Source organism: Streptomyces sp. NPDC033174, from assembly GCF_055577795.1.
In genome coordinates this window covers 792,943-812,139 of record NZ_JBVIPQ010000001.1, presented here as the reverse complement: position 1 = coordinate 812,139, position 19,197 = coordinate 792,943, and the positions used below count along the sequence as shown (strand labels likewise).

The 19,197-nt window shown below is 72.8% G+C and carries 18 protein-coding genes; 14 read left to right on the top strand and 4 right to left on the bottom strand.

Annotated features, from left to right (window positions below; all coding sequences use genetic code 11):
• Window positions 1-153: 153 nt before the first annotated feature.
• The gene (locus ACZ5VC_RS03810) at window positions 154-1,950 is read left to right on the top strand and encodes a SpoIIE family protein phosphatase (RefSeq protein ID WP_469118486.1); all 1,797 of its coding nucleotides are present in this window, start codon (window positions 154-156) and stop codon (window positions 1,948-1,950) included.
• Window positions 1,951-1,997: 47 nt separating this feature from the next.
• Window positions 1,998-3,239, top strand: coding sequence for a radical SAM family heme chaperone HemW (gene hemW, locus ACZ5VC_RS03805; protein WP_469118485.1), 1,242 nt, complete (start codon window positions 1,998-2,000; stop codon window positions 3,237-3,239).
• Here the strand turns inward: hemW and ACZ5VC_RS03800 are convergent, their stop codons facing one another.
• Window positions 3,240-4,052, bottom strand: a complete 813-nt coding sequence (locus tag ACZ5VC_RS03800) for a DUF3097 domain-containing protein (protein WP_469118484.1) — start codon at window positions 4,050-4,052, stop codon at window positions 3,240-3,242.
• A 10-nt stretch (window positions 4,053-4,062) separates the two neighbouring features.
• Window positions 4,063-4,797, bottom strand: a complete 735-nt coding sequence (locus ACZ5VC_RS03795; RefSeq protein WP_469118483.1) for an MBL fold metallo-hydrolase — start codon at window positions 4,795-4,797, stop codon at window positions 4,063-4,065.
• Between the two features lie 167 nt (window positions 4,798-4,964).
• Here ACZ5VC_RS03795 and hrcA point away from each other — a divergent pair, with 167 nt between their 5' ends.
• The 4 genes from hrcA to ACZ5VC_RS03775 all read left to right on the top strand — a co-directional run bounded on the left by hrcA (window position 4,965) and on the right by ACZ5VC_RS03775 (window position 9,021).
• Entirely contained in the window at window positions 4,965-5,981 is a 1,017-nt protein-coding gene (hrcA, locus tag ACZ5VC_RS03790; RefSeq protein WP_469118482.1) for a heat-inducible transcriptional repressor HrcA, read from the top strand.
• Complete coding sequence (gene dnaJ / locus ACZ5VC_RS03785; RefSeq protein WP_468705788.1) at window positions 5,982-7,118, top strand: molecular chaperone DnaJ; 1,137 nt, start codon at window positions 5,982-5,984, stop codon at window positions 7,116-7,118.
• An 89-nt stretch (window positions 7,119-7,207) separates the two neighbouring features.
• Window positions 7,208-8,281, top strand: a complete 1,074-nt coding sequence (locus tag ACZ5VC_RS03780; protein ID WP_469118481.1) for a nitronate monooxygenase — start codon at window positions 7,208-7,210, stop codon at window positions 8,279-8,281.
• Window positions 8,278-9,021, top strand: coding sequence for a 16S rRNA (uracil(1498)-N(3))-methyltransferase (locus tag ACZ5VC_RS03775; protein WP_469118480.1), 744 nt, complete (start codon window positions 8,278-8,280; stop codon window positions 9,019-9,021). The genes ACZ5VC_RS03780 and ACZ5VC_RS03775 overlap by 4 nt, the downstream gene beginning before the upstream one ends.
• 62 nt (window positions 9,022-9,083) lie before the next feature.
• On the opposite strand, the gene ACZ5VC_RS03770 is transcribed toward ACZ5VC_RS03775, so the two are convergent.
• Window positions 9,084-9,455: a hypothetical protein gene (locus ACZ5VC_RS03770; RefSeq protein WP_469118479.1), complete on the bottom strand. Its 372-nt coding sequence runs from the start codon at window positions 9,453-9,455 to the stop codon at window positions 9,084-9,086.
• An 81-nt stretch (window positions 9,456-9,536) separates the two neighbouring features.
• Between ACZ5VC_RS03770 and ACZ5VC_RS03765 the strand changes: the two genes are divergently transcribed.
• From ACZ5VC_RS03765 to ACZ5VC_RS03740, 6 genes are all read left to right on the top strand, one after another.
• Window positions 9,537-10,802: an ATP-binding protein gene (locus tag ACZ5VC_RS03765; RefSeq protein WP_469118478.1), complete on the top strand. Its 1,266-nt coding sequence runs from the start codon at window positions 9,537-9,539 to the stop codon at window positions 10,800-10,802.
• Window positions 10,799-11,851 carry a tetratricopeptide repeat protein gene (locus tag ACZ5VC_RS03760; RefSeq protein ID WP_469118477.1) on the top strand — a complete coding sequence of 351 codons (1,053 nt, stop codon included), beginning with the start codon at window positions 10,799-10,801 and terminating at the stop codon, window positions 11,849-11,851. The genes ACZ5VC_RS03765 and ACZ5VC_RS03760 overlap by 4 nt, the downstream gene beginning before the upstream one ends.
• Complete coding sequence (locus ACZ5VC_RS03755) at window positions 11,851-12,924, top strand: tetratricopeptide repeat protein (RefSeq protein ID WP_469118476.1); 1,074 nt, start codon at window positions 11,851-11,853, stop codon at window positions 12,922-12,924. The genes ACZ5VC_RS03760 and ACZ5VC_RS03755 overlap by 1 nt, the downstream gene beginning before the upstream one ends.
• 143 nt (window positions 12,925-13,067) lie before the next feature.
• Window positions 13,068-13,427: a histidine triad nucleotide-binding protein gene (locus ACZ5VC_RS03750; protein ID WP_469118475.1), complete on the top strand. Its 360-nt coding sequence runs from the start codon at window positions 13,068-13,070 to the stop codon at window positions 13,425-13,427.
• A 5-nt stretch (window positions 13,428-13,432) separates the two neighbouring features.
• On the top strand, window positions 13,433-14,335 hold the full coding sequence (locus tag ACZ5VC_RS03745) for a ribonuclease Z (protein WP_469118474.1): 903 nt from the start codon (window positions 13,433-13,435) through the stop codon (window positions 14,333-14,335).
• A 5-nt stretch (window positions 14,336-14,340) separates the two neighbouring features.
• Window positions 14,341-15,336: an adenosine deaminase gene (locus ACZ5VC_RS03740; RefSeq protein ID WP_469118473.1), complete on the top strand. Its 996-nt coding sequence runs from the start codon at window positions 14,341-14,343 to the stop codon at window positions 15,334-15,336.
• Here the strand turns inward: ACZ5VC_RS03740 and ACZ5VC_RS03735 are convergent.
• The gene (locus ACZ5VC_RS03735; protein ID WP_469118472.1) at window positions 15,297-16,664 is read right to left on the bottom strand and encodes an MFS transporter; all 1,368 of its coding nucleotides are present in this window, start codon (window positions 16,662-16,664) and stop codon (window positions 15,297-15,299) included. The two genes, ACZ5VC_RS03740 and ACZ5VC_RS03735, sit on opposite strands and share 40 nt — an antisense overlap.
• A gap of 242 nt (window positions 16,665-16,906) precedes the next feature.
• Between ACZ5VC_RS03735 and ACZ5VC_RS03730 the strand changes: the two genes are divergently transcribed.
• Both ACZ5VC_RS03730 and ACZ5VC_RS03725 read left to right on the top strand, forming a co-directional pair.
• Window positions 16,907-18,034, top strand: a complete 1,128-nt coding sequence (locus ACZ5VC_RS03730) for a carbohydrate kinase family protein (RefSeq protein ID WP_469118471.1) — start codon at window positions 16,907-16,909, stop codon at window positions 18,032-18,034.
• Between the two features lie 129 nt (window positions 18,035-18,163).
• Complete coding sequence (locus tag ACZ5VC_RS03725; RefSeq protein ID WP_469118470.1) at window positions 18,164-19,192, top strand: PhoH family protein; 1,029 nt, start codon at window positions 18,164-18,166, stop codon at window positions 19,190-19,192.
• Window positions 19,193-19,197: the final 5 nt, after the last annotated feature.

Genomic DNA, 19,197 nt, shown 5'->3' with positions numbered 1-19,197 from the left:
TGACACGGCCCCGCCGAGTTCGATGACTCGGCGCTTATGAGCGGGCTCGGTCTGTCACCCTGTCGGTGTCCACGCGGCGCTATGCCACAGCCGATCGGGAGCCGCACAGTGAGGTCCATTCCGTCGCAGCGGGAGACCGCTACCGCTCACCCGGTGTCGTCCGAGGTGCGCGCCGGGCTGCCCGGCGACCCGTTCACCCCGGCCGCCGCCCGGCGCTTCGCCCGCGCCGCGCTCGCCGAGTGGGGCGACGCGGGCGCTGTCGGCGACGGGGTCGCCGACGATGCCGTGCTCGTCGTCAACGAGCTCGTCACCAACGCCATCGTCCATGCCGGTACGGACGTCGAACTCCTCCTCCGGCTGGAGGAGGCCACCGCCGTGGTCGTCGAGGTGACCGACCGGCACCCCGCCCGGACCGTGGCCGTCTGGGACTTCGGCGCGCACGAGTCCGGCGGCGGCCTCCAGCTCGTCGCCGCGCTCTCCGAGTGCTGGGGCGTCACCTACCGGCCCGGCCTGAAGACCGTCTGGGCCCGGCTGCCGCTCGCGGGCGCGGAGGTCCGCACCGACGTCGTCGTCCCGCATGTGCGCGAAGCCCACGGCGGCCATGTCCACGACGACCACGCCGGGGACGCCGGGGCGGACGGCGGCTGGGACAGCGGCTGGGACGCCCGGGGCGCCCTGTCCTTCCTCGCCGAGGCGTCCGAACTGCTCGCCGGACAGCTCGACGAGGACATGGTCGCCGCGCTCGCCGGACAGCTGCTCGTGCCGCGCCTCGCCCACTGGTGCGCGTTATGGCTGGCCCCCGAGGGGGCGAGCGCCGCGCCCCGGCCCGTCGGCGTCTGGCACGTCGAGGAGTCCGCCACCGAGCGGCTGCGTACGGCCCTGAGCAAGGAGCCGCCGCAGGTGCCCGACCCCGTGAGGGCCGGGCCGGTCCCCGCGGCCTGGCCCTACGACGGCGACAGCGAGGACGGCAGCGCCCTCGCCTTCCCCCTCGTCGCCGCCGGACGCGCGCTGGGCACCCTGCTCCTCGGCCGCCGGGGCCCGCACCCCGTACCCGACGACCTCACCAGCCTGGTCGAGGACTTCGCCCGGCGCGTCGCCCTGGCCATCGGCGCCGCCCGCCGCTACGCCCGGCAGGCGACCATCAGCCGGGTCCTCCAGCGCGGGCTGCTGCCCAGCCAGGTGGCCCGGATCCCGGGCGTGGACAGCTGCGTCGTCTACGAGCCCAGCGACGAGTCGCTGGCCGGTGGGGACTTCTACGACATCTTCCCGGCCGGCGGGACCGGCGACCGCTGGGGCTTCATGCTCGGCGACGTCCAGGGCAGCGGGCCCGAGGCCGCCGTCGTCACCGGCCTCGCCCGGCCCTGGCTGCGGCTCCTGGCCCGTGAGGGCTACCAGGTCGGTGAAGTCCTCGACCGCCTCAACGGGCTGCTTCTCGACGACGCGACCGAGGCGGCCGAGGCCGCCGCCCTGATGGCCGCCGCGGCCGGCGGACAGGACGTGCCCGACCGGCCCCAGCCCCGCTTCCTGTCCCTGCTCTACGGCGAGGTCGTGCCCCTCGGCGCGGACGGCGGCGCCCGCTGCACCGTGGCCTGCGCGGGACACCCGCTCCCCCTCGTCCTGCGGCCGGACGGGACCGTACGGCAGGTGGCCGAGCCGCAGATCCTCCTCGGGGTCGTCGGTGACGTCGCGTACGAGAGCCACACCTTCGACCTGGAGCCGGGGGACACCCTGCTGTGCGTCACCGACGGGGTGACCGAGCGGCGCTCCGGCGGGCTGATGTTCGACGACGGGGACGGTCTGGAGCGGGCGCTCGCCGGCTGCGTGGGGCTCACGGCGGACGCGGTCGCCGACCGGATCCGGCAGGCCGTGCACACGTTCGCGGACGCGCCCGTGGCGGACGACCTGGCGCTCCTGGTGCTCCAGGCGGGCCCCCCGGCGGTCGTGCGGTGACCGCCTGGCCGTGAGAGAGGACGGACAAAGCCGCGCGGTGACGGACAATGGACTCCATGCCTTCCGTACTGCCCGATGGTGAGCCCATGCCCGAGGACGGGGCGCTGCCCGCGGCCGCCCTGAGCGGGGCGGGCGAGCGGCCCCTCGGCTTCTATCTGCACGTCCCGTACTGCGCGACCCGCTGCGGGTACTGCGACTTCAACACCTACACGGCCAGTGAGCTGCGCGGAAAGGGGGGCGTGCTGGCCTCGCGGGACAACTACGCCGAGATGCTCGTCGAGGAGGTCCGGCTCGCCCGGAAGGTCCTCGGCGACGACCGGCGGCCCGTCCGTACCGTCTTCGTCGGCGGCGGTACGCCGACGCTGCTCGCCGCCGGCGATCTCGTACGGATGCTCGACGCGGTCCGCGCCGAGTTCGGACTCGCCGAGGACGCCGAGGTGACCACCGAGGCGAACCCGGAGTCGGTCGGCCCCGCCTACCTCGCCGAGCTGCGGGCCGGCGGCTTCAACCGCATCTCCTTCGGGATGCAGAGCGCCCGCCAGCACGTGCTCAAGGTCCTCGACCGCACCCACACCCCCGGCCGTCCCGAGGCGTGCGTCGCCGAGGCGCGGGCGGCGGGCTTCGACCATGTGAACCTCGACCTGATCTACGGCACGCCCGGGGAGTCCGACGACGACTGGCGGGCCTCCCTGGACGCGGCGATCGGCGCGGGCCCCGACCATGTCTCCGCCTACGCGCTGATCGTCGAGGAGGGCACCCAGCTGGCGCGGCGGATCCGGCGCGGCGAGGTGCCGATGACCGACGACGACGTCCACGCCGACCGGTATCTGATCGCCGACTCGGTGCTCGCCGAGGCGGGCTACGACTGGTACGAGGTGTCCAACTGGGCCACCACCGAGGCCGGGCGCTGCCTGCACAACGAGCTCTACTGGCGCGGCGCGGACTGGTGGGGCGCGGGCCCCGGCGCGCACAGCCACGTCGGCGGCGTGCGGTGGTGGAACGTGAAGCACCCCGGCGCGTACGCGGCCGCGCTGGCGGAGGGACGGTCACCGGGTGCGGGCCGGGAGATCCTGGCGGACGAGGACCGGCGGGTGGAGCGCGTGCTGCTGGAGCTGCGGCTGCGGGAAGGGTGCGAGCTGTCCCTGCTGAAGCCGGCGGGGCTGGCCGCCGCCGAGCGCGCGGTAAGGGAAGGGCTCCTGGACCCCGCCCCTTACGAGGCGGGGCGGGCCGTGCTGACGCTGCGGGGGCGGCTGCTGGCGGACGCGGTGGTGCGGGACCTGGTGGACTAGCTAGGGCATCTCCTGGGCCGTCACGAAGTCGATCAGCTCTTCCACCCGGCCCAGCAGCTGCGGTTCCAGGTCCTTGTATGACCGCACCCCCGAGAGGATCCGCTGCCAGGCCGCCCCCGTGTTCTCGGGCCAGCCGAGGGCGCGGCAGACGCCCGTCTTCCAGTCCTGGCCGCGCGGGACCGACGGCCAGGCGCGGATGCCGACCGAGGACGGCTTCACCGCCTCCCAGACGTCGATGTACGGGTGGCCGACGATCAGGGTGTGGGCGTCGGAGACCGACGCGGCGATGCGGGACTCCTTGGAGCCCGGGACCAGGTGGTCCACCAGCACCCCGAGGCGGGCGTCCGGACCCGGCGCGAAGTCGGCGACGATGGCCGGGAGGTCGTCGATTCCCTCCAGGTACTCGACCACCACGCCCTCGATGCGCAGATCGTCGCCCCAGACCCGCTCCACGAGTTCCGCGTCGTGCCGGCCCTCCACATAGATGCGGCCGGCTCGCGCGACCCGGGCCCGGGCGCCCGGGACGGCGATCGAACCGGAAGCCGTACGGGCCGGGCGCACCGGCGCCGGTGCCGCCGGGCGGACCAGTGTGACCGTACGGCCCTCCAGGAGGAAGCCGCGCGGCTCCAGCGGGAACACGCGGTGCTTGCCGAAGCGGTCCTCCAGCGTCACCGTGCCCGCCTCGCAGCGCACCACCGCCCCGCAGAAGCCCGTCGTGACCTCCTCGACCACCAGATCCACGTCGGCGGGCACCTCGGGCACGGGGGCCGACTTCTTCCACGGCGGTGTCAGATCGGGGTTGTAGCTGCGCATTCGCCAGACGCTACGACACGCCGAACCGCCGGGCCAGCTCATCGCGTTGGGCGCGTACGAACGCGGCGTCGACCACCGCGCCGTGACCGGGGACGTACACCGCGTCCTCACCGCCCAAGGAGAGAAGCCGGTCCAGCGCGGCCGGCCAGCGCGACGGGATGGCGTCCGCGCCGGCCTGCGGGTCGCCCGACTCCTCCACCAGATCGCCGCAGAAGACGACCTCGGGGGAGTCCTCGGTCAGGCCCGGCACGAGGAGCGCCAGATCATGGCCGCTGTGGCCCGGCCCCACATTGGCCAGCAGCACCTGGCGCCGTCCCAGCTCCAGGGTCCATTCCCCGGACACCAGATGGTGGGGCCGCACCAGGACGTCGGTGGCCTCGAGGGCCTCCCTCTCGGTGACCCCGTGGCGCACCGCCGAGCCCCGCAGCCCGTCACGGTCGCGGGTGAGGACGTCGTCGATGCCCACCGCCCCGTACACCTGGGCCCCGGCGAACGCCGCCGTCCCGAGTACATGATCGAAGTGGGGGTGGCTGAGTGCGATATGCGTCACCCTGCGGCCGCCGAGCAGTGCCTGCGCCTGGGCACGCAGCTCCGCCCCCTCGCGGAGCGTGGAGCCCGTGTCGAAGAGCAGGGCCGCGTCGTCGCCGACGACGAGTGCGGTGGTGGCGTCCCAGACGGGAAGGCGTCGCCGGCCCACCCCCTCGGCGAGCCGCTCCCACCCGTGGTCTTCCCAACGCACGTCCATACCGCGACGCTATCGGCAACGACCCCGCACCGCCGCGCGGTAGCGTTGCTGGCCGCCCGCCCTTGCTCGGCGCATACCCACTCGCCGTACACTGACCAGGGAATCGCTGGCACTCAGACAGGGCGAGTGCCAGAGGACGACAAGAAACCAGAGCTGGAGGTGCGCGCATGCTCAGCGAACGCAGACTCGAAGTGCTGCGCGCCATCGTCCAGGACTATGTCGGCACCGAGGAGCCCGTGGGCTCGAAGGCGCTCACCGAGCGCCACAAGCTCGGGGTGTCACCGGCGACCGTGCGCAACGACATGGCCGTGCTGGAGGAGGAGGGCTTCATCGCCCAGCCCCACACCAGCGCGGGCCGCATTCCGACCGACAAGGGCTACCGCCTCTTCGTGGACCGGCTGGCGGGCGTCAAGCCGCTGTCGACCCCGGAGCGCCGGGCCATCCACAACTTCCTCGACGGCGCGGTCGACCTCGACGACGTCGTCGGGCGCACGGTCCGGCTGCTCGCGCAGCTGACCCGGCAGGTCGCGGTGGTCCAGTACCCCTCGCTGACCCGGTCGACGGTGCGCCATGTGGAGCTGCTGTCGCTGGCGCCCGCGCGGCTGATGCTCGTCCTCATCACCGACACCGGCCGGGTCGAGCAGCGCATGATCGACTGCCCCTCGCCCTTCGGCGAGACCTCGCTGGCGGACCTGCGGGCGCGGCTCAACAGCCGGGTCGTGGGACGCCGCTTCGCGGACGTGCCCCAGCTGGTGCAGGACCTGCCCGAGTCCTTCGAGGCGGAGGACCGGGGTACGGTCTCGACGGTGCTGGCGACCCTGTTGGAAACCCTGGTGGAGGAGCACGAGGAGCGGCTGATGATCGGCGGTACCGCCAATCTCACGCGCTTCGGGCACGACTTCCCCCTCACGATCCGGCCGGTGCTGGAAGCACTTGAGGAGCAGGTCGTGCTTCTCAAGCTGCTCGGCGAGGCCAAGGACTCGGGCATGACCGTACGAATCGGGCACGAGAACGCTCATGAAGGGCTGACCTCCACGTCCGTCGTCGCGGTCGGCTACGGTTCGGGCGACGAGGCAGTCGCCAAACTCGGCGTGGTCGGACCGACCCGCATGGACTACCCCGGAACGATGGGAGCGGTACGCGCAGTGGCACGTTACGTCGGACAGATCCTGGCGGAGTCGTAAGTGGCCACGGACTATTACGCCGTTCTCGGCGTGCGCCGCGACGCATCGCAGGACGAGATCAAGAAGGCGTTCCGGCGCCTCGCCCGCGAGCTTCACCCGGATGTGAATCCGGACCCGAAGACGCAGGAGCGGTTCAAGGAGATCAACGCGGCGTACGAGGTGCTCTCGGACCCGCAGAAGAAGCAGGTCTACGACCTCGGCGGCGACCCGCTGTCCGCTTCGGGCGGCGGGGGCGCGGGCGGTTTCGGAGCCGGCGGCTTCGGCAACTTCTCCGACATCATGGACGCGTTCTTCGGTACGGCGTCGCAGCGGGGTCCGCGTTCGCGCACCCGGCGCGGCCAGGACGCCATGATCCGTCTGGAGATCGACCTCAACGAGGCGGCCTTCGGCACGACGAAGGACATCCAGGTCGACACGGCCGTCGTCTGTACGACGTGCTCCGGCGAGGGCGCGGCGCCCGGGACGTCGGCGCAGACGTGTGACATGTGCCGCGGTCGCGGTGAGGTGTCACAGGTGACGAGGTCCTTCCTGGGCCAGGTCATGACCTCCCGTCCCTGCCCGCAGTGCCAGGGCTTCGGCACCGTCGTCCCGACCCCGTGCCCCGAGTGCGCGGGCGACGGCCGGGTGCGGTCGCGCCGGACCCTCACCGTGAAGATCCCCGCCGGTGTCGACAACGGCACCCGCATCCAGCTCGCGGGCGAGGGCGAGGTCGGCCCCGGCGGCGGTCCCGCCGGTGACCTGTACGTCGAGATCCACGAGCTGCCGCACGCGGTCTTCCAGCGGCGCGGCGACGATCTGCACTGCACGGTCACGATCCCGATGACGGCGGGCGCGCTCGGTACGAAGGTGCCGCTGGAGACGCTCGACGGGCTCGACGAGGTCGACATCCGCCCGGGCACCCAGTCCGGCCAGTCGATCCCGCTGCACGGCCGGGGCATCACGCATCTGCGGGGTGGCGGCCGGGGCGATCTGATCGTCCATGTCGAGGTCATGACCCCGTCGAAGCTGGACCCGGAGCAGGAGCGACTGCTGCGGGAGCTGGCGAAGCTCCGGGGCGAGGAACGGCCCACCGGCCAGTTCCAGCCCGGGCAGCAAGGACTGTTCTCCCGCCTGAAGGACGCGTTCAACGGGCGGTGAGCGGGATTTCTCCCTCGGCCCCCTTCCGCCGCATCTTGGCGGAAGGGGGCCGTCCCCTTGTGCCGCCGGGGACGTGACACCATGCGTCCATGTCCTCCGCACTGACCGATCTCTGCCGTTATCCGATCGTGCAGGCCCCCATGGCGGGTGGCGCCTCCCGTCCCCAGCTTGTCGCGTCCGTGTCCGAGGCCGGTGGCCTCGGCTTCCTGGCCGCCGGGTACAAGACCGCCGACGGCATGTACCAGGAGATCAAGCAGGTCCGCGGGCTGACCGGTCAGCCGTTCGGGGTCAATCTCTTCATGCCGCAGCCCGGGCACGCCGATCCCGGCGCCATCGAGGTGTACCGGCACCAGCTCGCCGGAGAGGCCGGCTGGTACGAGACCTCCCTCGGGGACCCCGACGCGGGGCGCGACGACGGCTACGACGCCAAGCTGGCGATCCTCGTGGAGGACCCGGTGCCCGTCGTGTCGTTCACCTTCGGCTGTCCGACGCGCGACACCCTCGACGCCCTCGCGCGTGTCGGGACGTTCACCGTCGTCACCGTCACCACGCCCGAAGAGGCCCAGGCCGCCCAGTGGGCCGGAGCCGACGCCGTGTGCGTCCAGGGCGTCGAGGCCGGCGGGCACCAGGGCACCCATCGAGACGACCTCGCCGGCGACGGCGCCGGGGTCGGACTGCTGTCCCTGGTCACCCAGGTCCGTGAGACCGTCCAGCTGCCGATCATCGCGGCCGGGGGGCTGATGCGCGGCAACCAGATCGCCGCGGCCCTCGCGGCCGGGGCCGACGCCGCGCAGCTCGGGACCGCGTTCCTGGTGTGCCCCGAGTCGGGCGCCCACACCCTGCACAAGCAGGCCATGACCAACCCGCTGTTCGTACGGACCGAGCTCACCCGGGCGTTTTCCGGGCGACCGGCCCGCGGCCTGGTCAACCGCTTCATGCGGGAGCACGGGCCGTACGCCCCCGCCGCGTACCCCGAGGTGCACCACCTGACCTCCCCCCTGCGCAAGGCCGCCGCCGCGGCCGGTGACGCGCAGGGCATGGCCCTGTGGGCCGGACAGGGCCATCGGCTGGCCCGGGAACTGCCTGCCGGGCAGCTCGTCGAAGTCCTCGCCGCCGAACTCGACTCGGCGCTCGCCGCCCTGGCACTGCGGAGCGTGTCATGACCGCCCCCGTCTTCGTCGTCGACCAGGTGCCCGCCGGCGGGCAGTTCCTCCTCGACGGACCCGAGGGGCGGCACGCCGTCTCCGTGAAGAGGCTGCGCGCGGGGGAGGAGATCGTGCTCACCGACGGCCTGGGCCACTGGGCGCGGTGCGAGGTGCTCGCCGCCGAGGGCAAGGACCAGCTGACGGTGGAGGTCTCCGGCCGCCACGAGGACCCGGCGCCGTCGCCGCGGATCACCGTCGTCCAGGCCCTGCCCAAGGGCGACCGCGGAGAACTGGCCGTCGAGATCATGACGGAGACCGGTGTGGACGCGATCGTCCCCTGGTCCGCCTCGCGATGCATCACGCAGTGGAAGGGCGACCGCGGCCTCAAGGCGCTGGGCAAGTGGCGCGCCACGGCCCGCGAGGCGGGCAAGCAGTCACGCCGCACCCGTTTCCCCGAGGTGACGGACGCGATGACGACGAAGCAGGTCGCGGCGCGCCTCGCCACGGCGGACTTCGCGGCGGTACTCCACGAGGACCGCGACCACGCGAGCGGCGCGCTCGCCACGGCCGCGCTTCCCTCCGAGGGGGACATCGTGCTGGTCGTGGGCCCCGAGGGCGGCGTCTCCCCGGACGAACTCGCGGCCTTCGAGAAGGCGGGCGCGAAACCGTACCGCCTCGGCCCCACGGTCCTGCGCACCTCCACGGCGGGCACGGCGGCGACGGCACTCCTCCTGGGCCGCACGGGCCGCTGGAGCTGAGGGGACGCAGGCCTCGGGCCGGCCCCGCGGCCAGGTCTGACTCCCGGCCCGCACCGGGCCCCTCACTCCCGCCCCGTCAGGGTGTCGAAGAGGGGCCAGCCGTCCGCTTCGTGGATCCCGTGGGCCGTGGGCAGGAGGCCGCGTGTCCCGGCCTCCTCCAGGAGGCGGCGGACCGCGCCCGGCTCGTGCAGGTTGAGGTCGTGGCCCTGGGTGTCGCCCACGGAGCCGGAGGGCCAGTACGCGTCCCGGGTCAGCCGGCCCGGGCGTTTCGCGAAGACCAGGCGCAGTTGGGCGTGGCGCGTGTCGGCGCGGCGCAGGGTGAGGAGTTCGCGGCAGTCGCCGCCGGCCCCTCCGTCGGTGTGTGCGTGGCTCACCGCCCACAGCCACACCGTGTCGCCGACAACCAGCCTGCGGGGCGCGCGATCGCTTCTCATGCCCCTACCGTAGGCCGCGGCCCGGCCGGTTCGCCGCGACCCCGTGGCGGCCGCTCCGGACCCCCTCCGTAGGGTGTCCGCATGCCCGACGAGTCCCCCCTGATCCGCAGCCTGCGCGCCGCCGTGGCGGCCGCGCCCGACGACGTACCCCTGCGGCTGCACTTCGCCGAACTCCTGCTCTCCGAGGGGCGGAACGACGAAGCGGTGACCGAGGCCGCCGTCGCTCTCCAGCACGCGCCGGGCGACGCGACGGCGCGGGCGCTGATGGTACGGGCGATGGGCGTGCCCGAGGCCGCCACCCCGCCTCCCGCGCCCCAACCGCCCTCTCCGCCCGCCCCGTTCGACTGGGCCGCCGCCGAGCAGGAGGTCGGTGACGCCGTCCCGCCCCGGTTCGTCGAGCCGGCGCCCGAGCTCGAGCAGCCGCTGACCGCCGACGGCAGCGGCGACCCCGCGGACGCCTCCGCGTGGGACATCGACGCGCCCGGATCCGTACGCCTCGCCGACGTCGGCGGCATGCAGGAGGTCAAGGACCGCCTGGAGGCCGCCTTCCTCGCCCCCATGCGCAATCCCGAACTGCGCAAGCTGTACGGCAAGAGCCTGCGCGGCGGACTCCTGTTGTACGGGCCGCCCGGCTGCGGCAAGACGTTCATCGCGCGCGCCGTCGCCGGTGAACTCGGCGCGAGCTTCATGTCGATCTCTCTCTCCGACGTCCTCGACATGTACATAGGCACGTCCGAGAAGAACGTCCACGACATCTTCGAGACCGCCCGCGCGCAGGCCCCGTGCGTCGTCTTCCTCGATGAACTGGACGCGCTCGGCGCCAAGCGCAGCCGTACCCACCACAGCGGTCTGCGCAATGTCGTCAACCAGCTCCTCACCGAACTCGACGGCGTCGACAGCGGCGCCAACGAAGGCGTGTTCGTGCTCGCCGCCACCAACGTCCCCTGGGACGTGGACCTCGCGCTGCGCCGCCCCGGCCGGCTCGACCGCACCCTGCTCGTCCTGCCGCCCGACCCCGCGGCCCGCGAGGCGATCCTCCGCTACCACCTGCGGGACCGGCCCATCGAGGCCGTCGACCTCGGCAAGCTCGTCAAGGCCACCGAGGACTTCTCGGGCGCCGACCTCGCCCATCTCTGCGAGACCGCCGCCGAGTCGGCGCTCCTCGACTCCGCCCGCACCGGCACCGTACGCATGATCAACATGAAGGATCTGCTGGGCGCGGCGAAGCAGCTCAGGCCCTCCAGCGAGTCCTGGTTCGCCGCCGCGCGCAATGTGGCGATGTTCGCGAACGACGGCGGCATGTACGACGACCTGGTCACGTACCTGAAGAAGAGGCGCAAGCTGTGAGCGGTCCGCACCCGCAGGTCGAACAGGCCCAGATGCTCTACGAGATGCGCCGCTACGAGCAGTCCGCCGAGCTGGCCGCCCGCCGTCTCGCCGACGCCCCGGACGACTCCCGCGCCTGGGCGATGCTCGCCAAGTGCCACATCGGTCTCGGTCGGCACGAGGAGGCCCTCACCGCCGCCGACGAGGCGCTGAAGGCCGAACCCGAGTACGCCCACGGGCACTATGTGCGCGGCTTCGCCCTGCGCCGGATGTCCCGGCTCCCCGAAGCCGAAGAGGCACAGCGCGAGGCGATCCGCCTCCAGCCGGACGACTGGGGGCCGCACTCCGAGCGCGCCGAGATGCTGATCTTCTTCCCCGACCGCAAGGAGGAGGCGCTCCAGGAGGCCATGGAGGCGGTGCGGCTCGGGCCGGACGAGACCAGGCCGTGGGAGACGATGTACAAGGTCGCGCCGTTCAGCGCGCGTTTCGACCTGGTCGACGAATCGCTTCGGCAGATGCTGCGGATCGATCCCACCCACACCCTCGCCGTCAGCGTGACGGCCGAGCGAGAGGCGAGGAACGCCCCGGCCGCTCAGGCCGCCGATACGTACGCCACCGCGCTGGCCGCCGCCCCCGACTCCAACTGGCTGCGCGGCGACCTCGACCGGGCGGTGTACCGGATGCTGCGTGGCACCCGCTGGCTGGCCCTGCTCTGTCTCGTCATGGCGGCCGTCACCGTCGACATCTTCCCGACCGACGGAGAGGTGAAGGAGCTCCCGGTGCCGCTCGGCACCCGCCTGTGGGCGATGACCCTGATGGCCGCCGTGTGGGGCTTCGGCGCCTGGCGCCGCTACCGGCGGATGCGGACGGGCGCGCGGCTGACCGTACGGTCGCTGGTGCGGCGGCTGTTCTGGCCGCGCGTGGTCCTCGGGCAGGCGACCTGGGCCACCCTGTGCGGGCTGCTGATCATCACGGTGCCGTGGACCGAACGGGGCGTGCCCCAGTGGCTGTTCTGGCTCGGACTCGTACCGAACCTGCTCAGCATCACGCACGACCGGGACAAGGTCTGATGGCAGCCGGCCTGGAGCGTGCCGATGCCCTCTACGACGTCGGCCGGTACGAACAGGCCGCCGCGCTCCTCTCCACGCACCTCGCCTCGGAGTCCGGCGACGCGGGCGCGCTCATACGCCTGGCCCGCTGTCACAACCGGCTCGGCGACCGGACCGCCGCGCTGGCCGCCGTCGACGAGGGACTGCGCGCGGACCCGGGGGACCTCGCCGGCTGGATCGTGCGCGCGGACGCACTCCTCGGGCTCGGCCGTCACGCCGAGGCCGAGCAGGCCGCCCGCCGCGCGATCGAGATCGCCCCGAACAGCTGGAGCGGGCATCTCGCCCTCGGCACGGTCCTGGACCGGGCCGGCGGGTCGCGCCGCCGCGAGGCGTACGCCGCTGCCCTCCGCTCCGTCGAGCGCGGCCCCGAGGAGGACGCGACCCACTTCCTCGTCGGACTCACCGCCCAACGGCTGGGCGACCACGCCACCGCGCAGCGGGCGTACGAGACGGCCCTGCGGCTCAACCCGGAGAGCAGCGAGGCGCACAACAACCTCTCGCTCCTCCACATGCGCCGGCGGTGGTTCCGGCGCGGCGCGTGGACCCGCGCGGCCGAGGGCTTCGTGGAGGCCGCGGCTCTCGACCTGGACGACCGTGAGGCCCGCTACAACCTGGAGACCATGGCCTGGGGGACGGCGGCGGGGGCCCGCTGGGTGGCGCTCATCGGCTTCTTCGCCGCGGCGGCCGGCTCGGCGCCACTGCGCACCGGGGGCACCGGCAGCGCGGCGCTGAGCGCCGAACTGGTCGGTGCGGCCGTCCTGATCGGTGCCTGGACGGCCTGGGCGCTGTGGATGCGCCGCCGCGTCCCGCCCCGGCTGCGCCGGCCGCTCCTCCTCCTGGCCCGCGGCTGCCCGCCGGTTCTCGCGATGACGGCCGCGGTGGCGCTCCTCGGCCTCCACTCGGCGATCACTCTGGCCGTGCCCGGCCTGGGTGGGGGGATCGTGGCCGGCCTGGGCGCGCCGCTGTTCTGGGGCGTCGTGATCACGTACTGGGCGAGCCGAGCGTTCATGAAGCGCCGGGCACCCCGGGGTTGAATCCCCCTCCCGCCCCGATGGCGGCGGGCCGCGCCGACTGGGGACGGACGGGAGGCCCGGCCCCCGCGCCCCCCACGAACCCCAGCCGCAGGCGGATAGCATGCCCCCTGTCAGTGATCATCGGAGGCGAGGAGGCCCACGCCATGGCCGGAGAGCCGCAGAGCGACTGCCTGTTCTGCAAGATCGTGGCAGGGGAGGTCCCGGCCACCCTCGTGCGTGAGTCGGAGACCACCGTCGCCTTCCGTGACATCAACCCCCAGGCGCCCAGCCACGTCCTGGTCATCCCCCGCGTCCACTACCCGGACGCCGCCTCCCTCGCCGCCGCCGAGCCGCAGATCGCCGCCGACATACTGCGGGAGGCCGGGGAGGTCGCCGCCCAGGAGAAGACCGAGGCGGCCGGCTACCGCATCGTCTTCAACACCGGCACCGGCGCCGGCCAGACCGTCTGGCACGCGCACGCCCACATCCTCGGCGGCCGCGGTCTCAACTGGCCCCCCGGATAGCCGGAATGTCAGTACGCGAACTCGTCGTCCTCGGCACCGCCAGCCAGGTCCCCACACGGCACCGCAACCACAACGGCTATCTGCTGCGCTGGGACGGCGAGGGTCTTCTCTTCGACCCGGGCGAGGGCACCCAGCGGCAGATGCTCCGCGCCGGGGTCGCCGCACACGACATCAACCGGATCTGCGTGACGCATTTCCACGGGGACCACTCCCTGGGCCTCGCCGGGGTCATCCAGCGCATCAACCTCGACCAGGTCCCGCACCCCGTCACCGCGCACTACCCGCTCAGCGGGCAGCGGTTCTTCGACCGGCTGCGGTACGCCACCGCCTACCGCGAGACGGTGGACCTGCTCCAGGAACCGGTCGCCGGCGACGGACCCCTCGCCGTCACGGAGGCGTACAGCGTGGAGGCCCGCAGGCTGTCGCACCCCGTCGAGTCGTTCGGCTACCGGCTCGTGGAGCCGGACCGCCGCCGCATGCTGCCCCAGAAGCTCGCCGAGCACGGCATCAAGGGCCCGGACGTCGGCCGGATCCTGCGCGACGGCGCGCTGGACGGCGTCACCCTCGACGAGGTGAGCGAGGTCCGGCGCGGCCAGCGGTTCGCGTTCGTCATGGACACCCGGCTGTGCGACGGTGTCCACGCGCTCGCCGACAGCGCCGACATGCTGGTCATCGAGTCGACGTTCCTCGACGAGGACGTCCGGCTCGCCACCGACCACGGCCACCTGACAGCCGGCCAGGCGGCGGCCGTCGCGGCCGACGCGGGCGTACGTCACCTCGTACTGACCCACTTCTCGCAGCGCTACAGCGACCCCGACGTGTTCGAACAGCAGGCCAGGGCCGCCGGATTCGACGGCGAGCTGACCATTGCCCGGGACCTCGTCCGGGTCCCCCTCCCCAAGCGATAGGGACCATGCACCTTCCCAAGGCCGAACTGCACCTCCACATCGAGGGCACCCTCGAACCCGAACTCGCCTTCGCGCTCGCCGCCCGCAACGGCGTCGCCCTGCCTTACGCCGACACCGAGGAACTCCGCGAGGCGTACCTCTTCAGCGATCTGCAGTCCTTCCTGGACCTGTACTACGCGCTGATGTCGGCCCTGCACACCGTGGACGACTTCGCCGAACTCGCCGAGGCGTATCTGGCGCGCGCCGCGGAGCAGGGCGTGCGCCACGCCGAGATCTTCTTCGACCCGCAGGCCCACACCTCCCGCGGCGTCCCCATCGGCACGGTCGTCGAGGGCCTCGCGCGGGCGCTGGACCACAGCGAGGAGCGGCACGGCATCTCCACGCAGCTCATCATGTGCTTCCTGCGCGACCAGCCGGCCGAGTCGGCGCTCGCGACGCTGGAGGCGGCGAAGCCGTATCTGCACCGGATCACCGGCGTCGGACTGGACTCGGCCGAGGTCGGGCATCCGCCGTCCAAGTTCCGCGAGGTGTACGCGGCGGCCGAGGCGCTCGGTCTGCGCAAGGTCGCCCACGCGGGCGAGGAGGGCCCGCCCGCGTACATCCGGGAGGCCCTGGACATCCTCGGTGTCGAGCGCATCGACCACGGGCTGCGGGCGATGGAGGACCCGGAGCTGGTGGAACGCCTCGTGCGGGAGCGGGTGCCGCTCACGCTGTGCCCGCTGTCGAACGTACGGCTGCGCGCCATCGACGTCCTGGAGGACCATCCGCTGAAGGCGATGATGGAGGCCGGGCTGCTGGCGACGGTCAACTCCGACGACCCGGCGTACTTCGGCGGCTATGTCGGGGACACCTTTCACGCCGTGCGCGAGGCGCTCGGTCTCAGCCGGGACCAGCTGCGGCAGCTGGCCCGGAACTCCTTCGAGGCGTCCTTCCTGGACCACGACGAGGAGCGCAGGGCGCGCTACCTCGCCGAGGTCGAGGCGTACGTCTTCGAGGACTGAGCCTCCGCCTGCCGCGGGGCCGGGCGCGTCAGGCGGAACGAGCGCTGTACGAGGAGCCTGCGCGCCGGGGCCGGTACGGAGATCTCCGCCACCGTCTGCTCCGGCGCGCCGATCTGCGGCAGCAGACCGGCCGCCGCGCCGGTCCTTCCGGCGACCACCGCGGCCGGGGCGCCGCCGCGGCGCCGGACCGAGCCGGGGACCAGCGGACGGCCCGAGGTGTGCAGGGCGACCGCCGTCATCGGCGCCGCGACCAGCAGCAGCACCGCGCACAGCACCAGCCCCATGCCCGGATAGCCGGCGTGCTCGGACAGCACGCTGCCGGCGACCGGGCCGCAGGCCACCCCCAGGGAGGAGGCGGAGCCGACCAGGACCGCCCAGCGGCCGCGCGGGTCGAGGGAGGCGGCCAGTCCGATCAGATACGACAGGACGACCGGGTAGAAGGTGTTCCAGAGAATCTCGCCGGTGGCGAAGGCGGCGAGGTCCTCGGCGGCCGAACTCGCCACCACACAGGCCGCGATGACGACCGTGCCCACGCCGATCGGCACCGCGCGTCCCAGCCGGGCGCCCAGAGCGCCGGCCGCCGTGACTCCGGTCAGACCGGCTCCCAGCGCCACCGCGAAGACCGCGCCGACGGTGACCTCGGAGAGTCCGGCCTGGGTCAGTCCGATGCGGCCACTGACCCCCCACAGCGCGTTCTGCGCGAGTGACCAGAGCAGGATCGCGACGGCCAGGACGACCCCGGACCGCAGATGCGGCACCCGGCCGGCGGCGGCCACCGAGGGCGTGTGCGGCGAGGCGTCGGCCAGCCGGCCCGTGACCGGCCACACCAGGGCCGCGACCAGCGCGATCGAGGCGAACGGCAGCGCGTGTCCGCCGCCGAGGTGCGGGATCGTCAGATAGAGCGCGCCCGCGGTCGCGGAGACCGAGAGCAGCCCGAGCGCGGAGGCGCGGTGCGGGTCGCGCTCGGCGGCGATGCCGGCGGCGGCGACGGCCGTCGCCGTACCCGAACCGAAGCCGCCCACCGCCGCACCGAGGACGACCAGGGGGACGTACGAGGTGAGCGCGGCGCAGCCGTACCCGCCGATGGCGAGCGCGAGTCCGAGACGGGCCAGCGGGCGCGGACCGCAGCGCTCGACCCGGGAGGCGAGCGTGAAGCCGGCGGCCGAGGAGCCGAGCAGCAGGACAGAGCCGACGAGACCCGCCTGCGCGGGTGTCAGACCGAGTCCCGCGGAGAGGCGTCCGACGACGGTCGGGAGGAGATATGCGGCGAGATACCCGGCGGTGAAGAGCGCGACGAGGGGCCACGGGGCGCGGGGGCGCGAGGGCATGGGCGTTCCAGGAAAAGAGCGAAAGGGAGGTGGAGCGCCCGGTGTTGCACGGGATCGCGGCCAATTTGTATCAACTGTCCCAGGCGCGGGAGAAGGCAGACTGCTGTGATCTGAGTCACAATCGGTTTGTTGCCCATGCGAGCGGGTAAAGAAGTCGATTTTCGCGGTGTCGGAACCCCACCGCCGTCCCGTCTCCCATCGGGCACACTGGCAAGATCTGAACCGCGACCGGGGAGCCTGCCGTGACCGAAGTCAGGGGAGAGACACCACAACACACGACCGGATTCGATCCGTTGCGAGCAGTGCGCTCCCCGGCGGATCCGGTGTGCGACGTCTTCCTCACCGGCACGGTCTTCCTCGACATCATCTTCACCGGCCTCGACAGCGCCCCGGTACGGGGCACCGAGTCGTGGGCCAGGGGCATGGGCCAGAGCCCCGGCGGCGTCGCCAACATGGCCACCGCGCTCGCCCGCCTCGGACTGCGCACCTCGCTCGCCGCCGCGTTCGGCGACGACCACTACGGCGACTACTGCTGGGACGCCTTGGAGCAGGGCGAGGGCATCGATCTGTCCCTGTCACGGACCGTCCCCGGGTGGCACTCCCCCGTGACCATCTCCATGGCGTACGAGGGCGAGCGCACGATGGTCTCGCACGGTCACGACGCGCCACCCGAAGACGCCCCGCCGCTGGACGGCGCGCTGCCCCAGTACCCGCCCCGCGCGCGCGGGGCCGTCGTCTCCCTGGTGCCGGGGCGCGGCGAGGAGTGGGTCGCCGAGGCCGCGCGCCGCGGCACCCGGGTCTTCGCCGACGTCGGCTGGGACGACACGGGCCGCTGGGACCTCGCGGGCCTGGAGGACCTGGAGCACTGCGAGGCGTTCCTGCCGAACGCCGAGGAGGCCATGCGCTACACCCGTACCGACTGCCCCCGCGCGGCTGCCCGCGCCCTCGCCGACAAGGTCCGCTACGCCGTCGTCACGCTCGGCGCGGAGGGCGCGTACGCCGTCGACGGGGCCACCGGCGAGACCGCGGAGGTACCGGCGATCGAGGTGGCCGCCCTGGACCCGACCGGCGCCGGCGACGTCTTCGTCGCCGGATTCGTCACCGGCACGCTCGCCGACTGGCCGCTCGCCGACCGGCTCGCCTTCGGCGGTCTCGTCGCGGCGCTGTCCGTCCAGGAATTCGGCGGGTCGCTGTCCGCGCCGGGCTGGCCCGAGGTGGCGGCCTGGTGGCACCAGGTCCACAACCACCCCGACCAGGACGCCGCCGCCCTGCGGCGCTACGCCTTCCTGGAGGGCCTGGTGCCCCCGCTCGGCGGCCCCATCCCGCTGCGCCGGGCCGTCCCCACCATCGGCTTCCGCCGCTCCGCCTAGCGGCGGCCACGGCGGGCCGGGAAAAGCCCTCGGACTTGTCAGTGGCACGTCGTAGGCTTGGTATTCCAGAGGTTGTCGAGCAGCGAGAACCCTGCAACGGGAGGTATGTGCAGGCCACAGTGCCGGCCCATGACTCAGACACCCACAGCCCAGACACCGCCGCCCGGGCAGGCGCGAGCCCACTTCACCGTCCCGGCCAAGCACCCGATGGTGACGGTGCTCGGTTCGGGTGACGCCCTGCTGCGCGTGATCGAGAAGGCGTTCCCGGCCGCCGACATCCACGTCCGGGGCAATCAGGTCAGCGCGATCGGCGACGCGGTGGAAGTCGCTCTGATCCAGCGCCTGTTCGACGAGATGATGCTGGTGCTCCGCACCGGTCAGCCGATGACGGAGGACGCAGTGGAACGCTCGATCGCCATGCTCAGAGCGAGCGAGAGCGGCGACGGGGGCGGCCCGGAGACCCCGGCGGACGTGCTCACGCAGAACATCCTCTCGAGCCGTGGCCGCACGATCCGCCCCAAGACGCTCAACCAGAAGCGCTACGTCGACGCGATCGACAAGCACACGGTCGTCTTCGGCATCGGCCCCGCGGGCACCGGCAAGACCTATCTCGCCATGGCCAAGGCGGTCCAGGCCCTGCAGTCCAAGCAGGTCACGCGGATCATCCTGACCCGGCCCGCCGTCGAGGCGGGCGAGCGGCTCGGCTTCCTGCCCGGCACGCTCTACGAGAAGATCGACCCGTATCTGCGGCCGCTGTACGACGCGCTGCACGACATGCTCGACCCCGACTCGATCCCGAAGCTGATGGCCTCGGGCACGATCGAGGTCGCACCGCTGGCGTACATGCGCGGCCGGACGCTCAACGACGCGTTCATCATCCTGGACGAGGCGCAGAACACCAGCCCCGAGCAGATGAAGATGTTCCTGACCAGGCTCGGCTTCGACTCGAAGATCGTCATCACCGGTGACATCACCCAGGTCGACCTGCCGGGCGGCACCAAGAGCGGTCTGCGTCAGGTCCAGGACATCCTCGAGGGCGTCGAGGATGTGCACTTCTCGCGCCTCACGTCGCACGATGTCGTACGGCACAAGCTCGTCGGCCGTATCGTCGACGCGTACGAGCAGTACGACAGCCGTAACGGCTCCGACGGGAAGTAGTCCAA

Coding starts and splice junctions, on each gene's coding strand:
- hemW (WP_469118485.1), top strand. CDS start 1,998: ATGGACTCCATGCCTTCCGTACTGCCCGATGGTGAGCCCATGCCCGAG.
- ACZ5VC_RS03800 (WP_469118484.1), bottom strand. CDS start 4,052: ATGCGCAGCTACAACCCCGATCTGACACCGCCGTGGAAGAAGTCGGCC.
- ACZ5VC_RS03795 (WP_469118483.1), bottom strand. CDS start 4,797: ATGGACGTGCGTTGGGAAGACCACGGGTGGGAGCGGCTCGCCGAGGGG.
- hrcA (WP_469118482.1), top strand. CDS start 4,965: ATGCTCAGCGAACGCAGACTCGAAGTGCTGCGCGCCATCGTCCAGGAC.
- ACZ5VC_RS03780 (WP_469118481.1), top strand. CDS start 7,208: ATGTCCTCCGCACTGACCGATCTCTGCCGTTATCCGATCGTGCAGGCC.
- ACZ5VC_RS03775 (WP_469118480.1), top strand. CDS start 8,278: ATGACCGCCCCCGTCTTCGTCGTCGACCAGGTGCCCGCCGGCGGGCAG.
- ACZ5VC_RS03770 (WP_469118479.1), bottom strand. CDS start 9,455: ATGAGAAGCGATCGCGCGCCCCGCAGGCTGGTTGTCGGCGACACGGTG.
- ACZ5VC_RS03765 (WP_469118478.1), top strand. CDS start 9,537: ATGCCCGACGAGTCCCCCCTGATCCGCAGCCTGCGCGCCGCCGTGGCG.
- ACZ5VC_RS03755 (WP_469118476.1), top strand. CDS start 11,851: ATGGCAGCCGGCCTGGAGCGTGCCGATGCCCTCTACGACGTCGGCCGG.
- ACZ5VC_RS03750 (WP_469118475.1), top strand. CDS start 13,068: ATGGCCGGAGAGCCGCAGAGCGACTGCCTGTTCTGCAAGATCGTGGCA.
- ACZ5VC_RS03745 (WP_469118474.1), top strand. CDS start 13,433: ATGTCAGTACGCGAACTCGTCGTCCTCGGCACCGCCAGCCAGGTCCCC.
- ACZ5VC_RS03740 (WP_469118473.1), top strand. CDS start 14,341: ATGCACCTTCCCAAGGCCGAACTGCACCTCCACATCGAGGGCACCCTC.
- ACZ5VC_RS03735 (WP_469118472.1), bottom strand. CDS start 16,664: ATGCCCTCGCGCCCCCGCGCCCCGTGGCCCCTCGTCGCGCTCTTCACC.
- ACZ5VC_RS03725 (WP_469118470.1), top strand. CDS start 18,164: ATGACTCAGACACCCACAGCCCAGACACCGCCGCCCGGGCAGGCGCGA.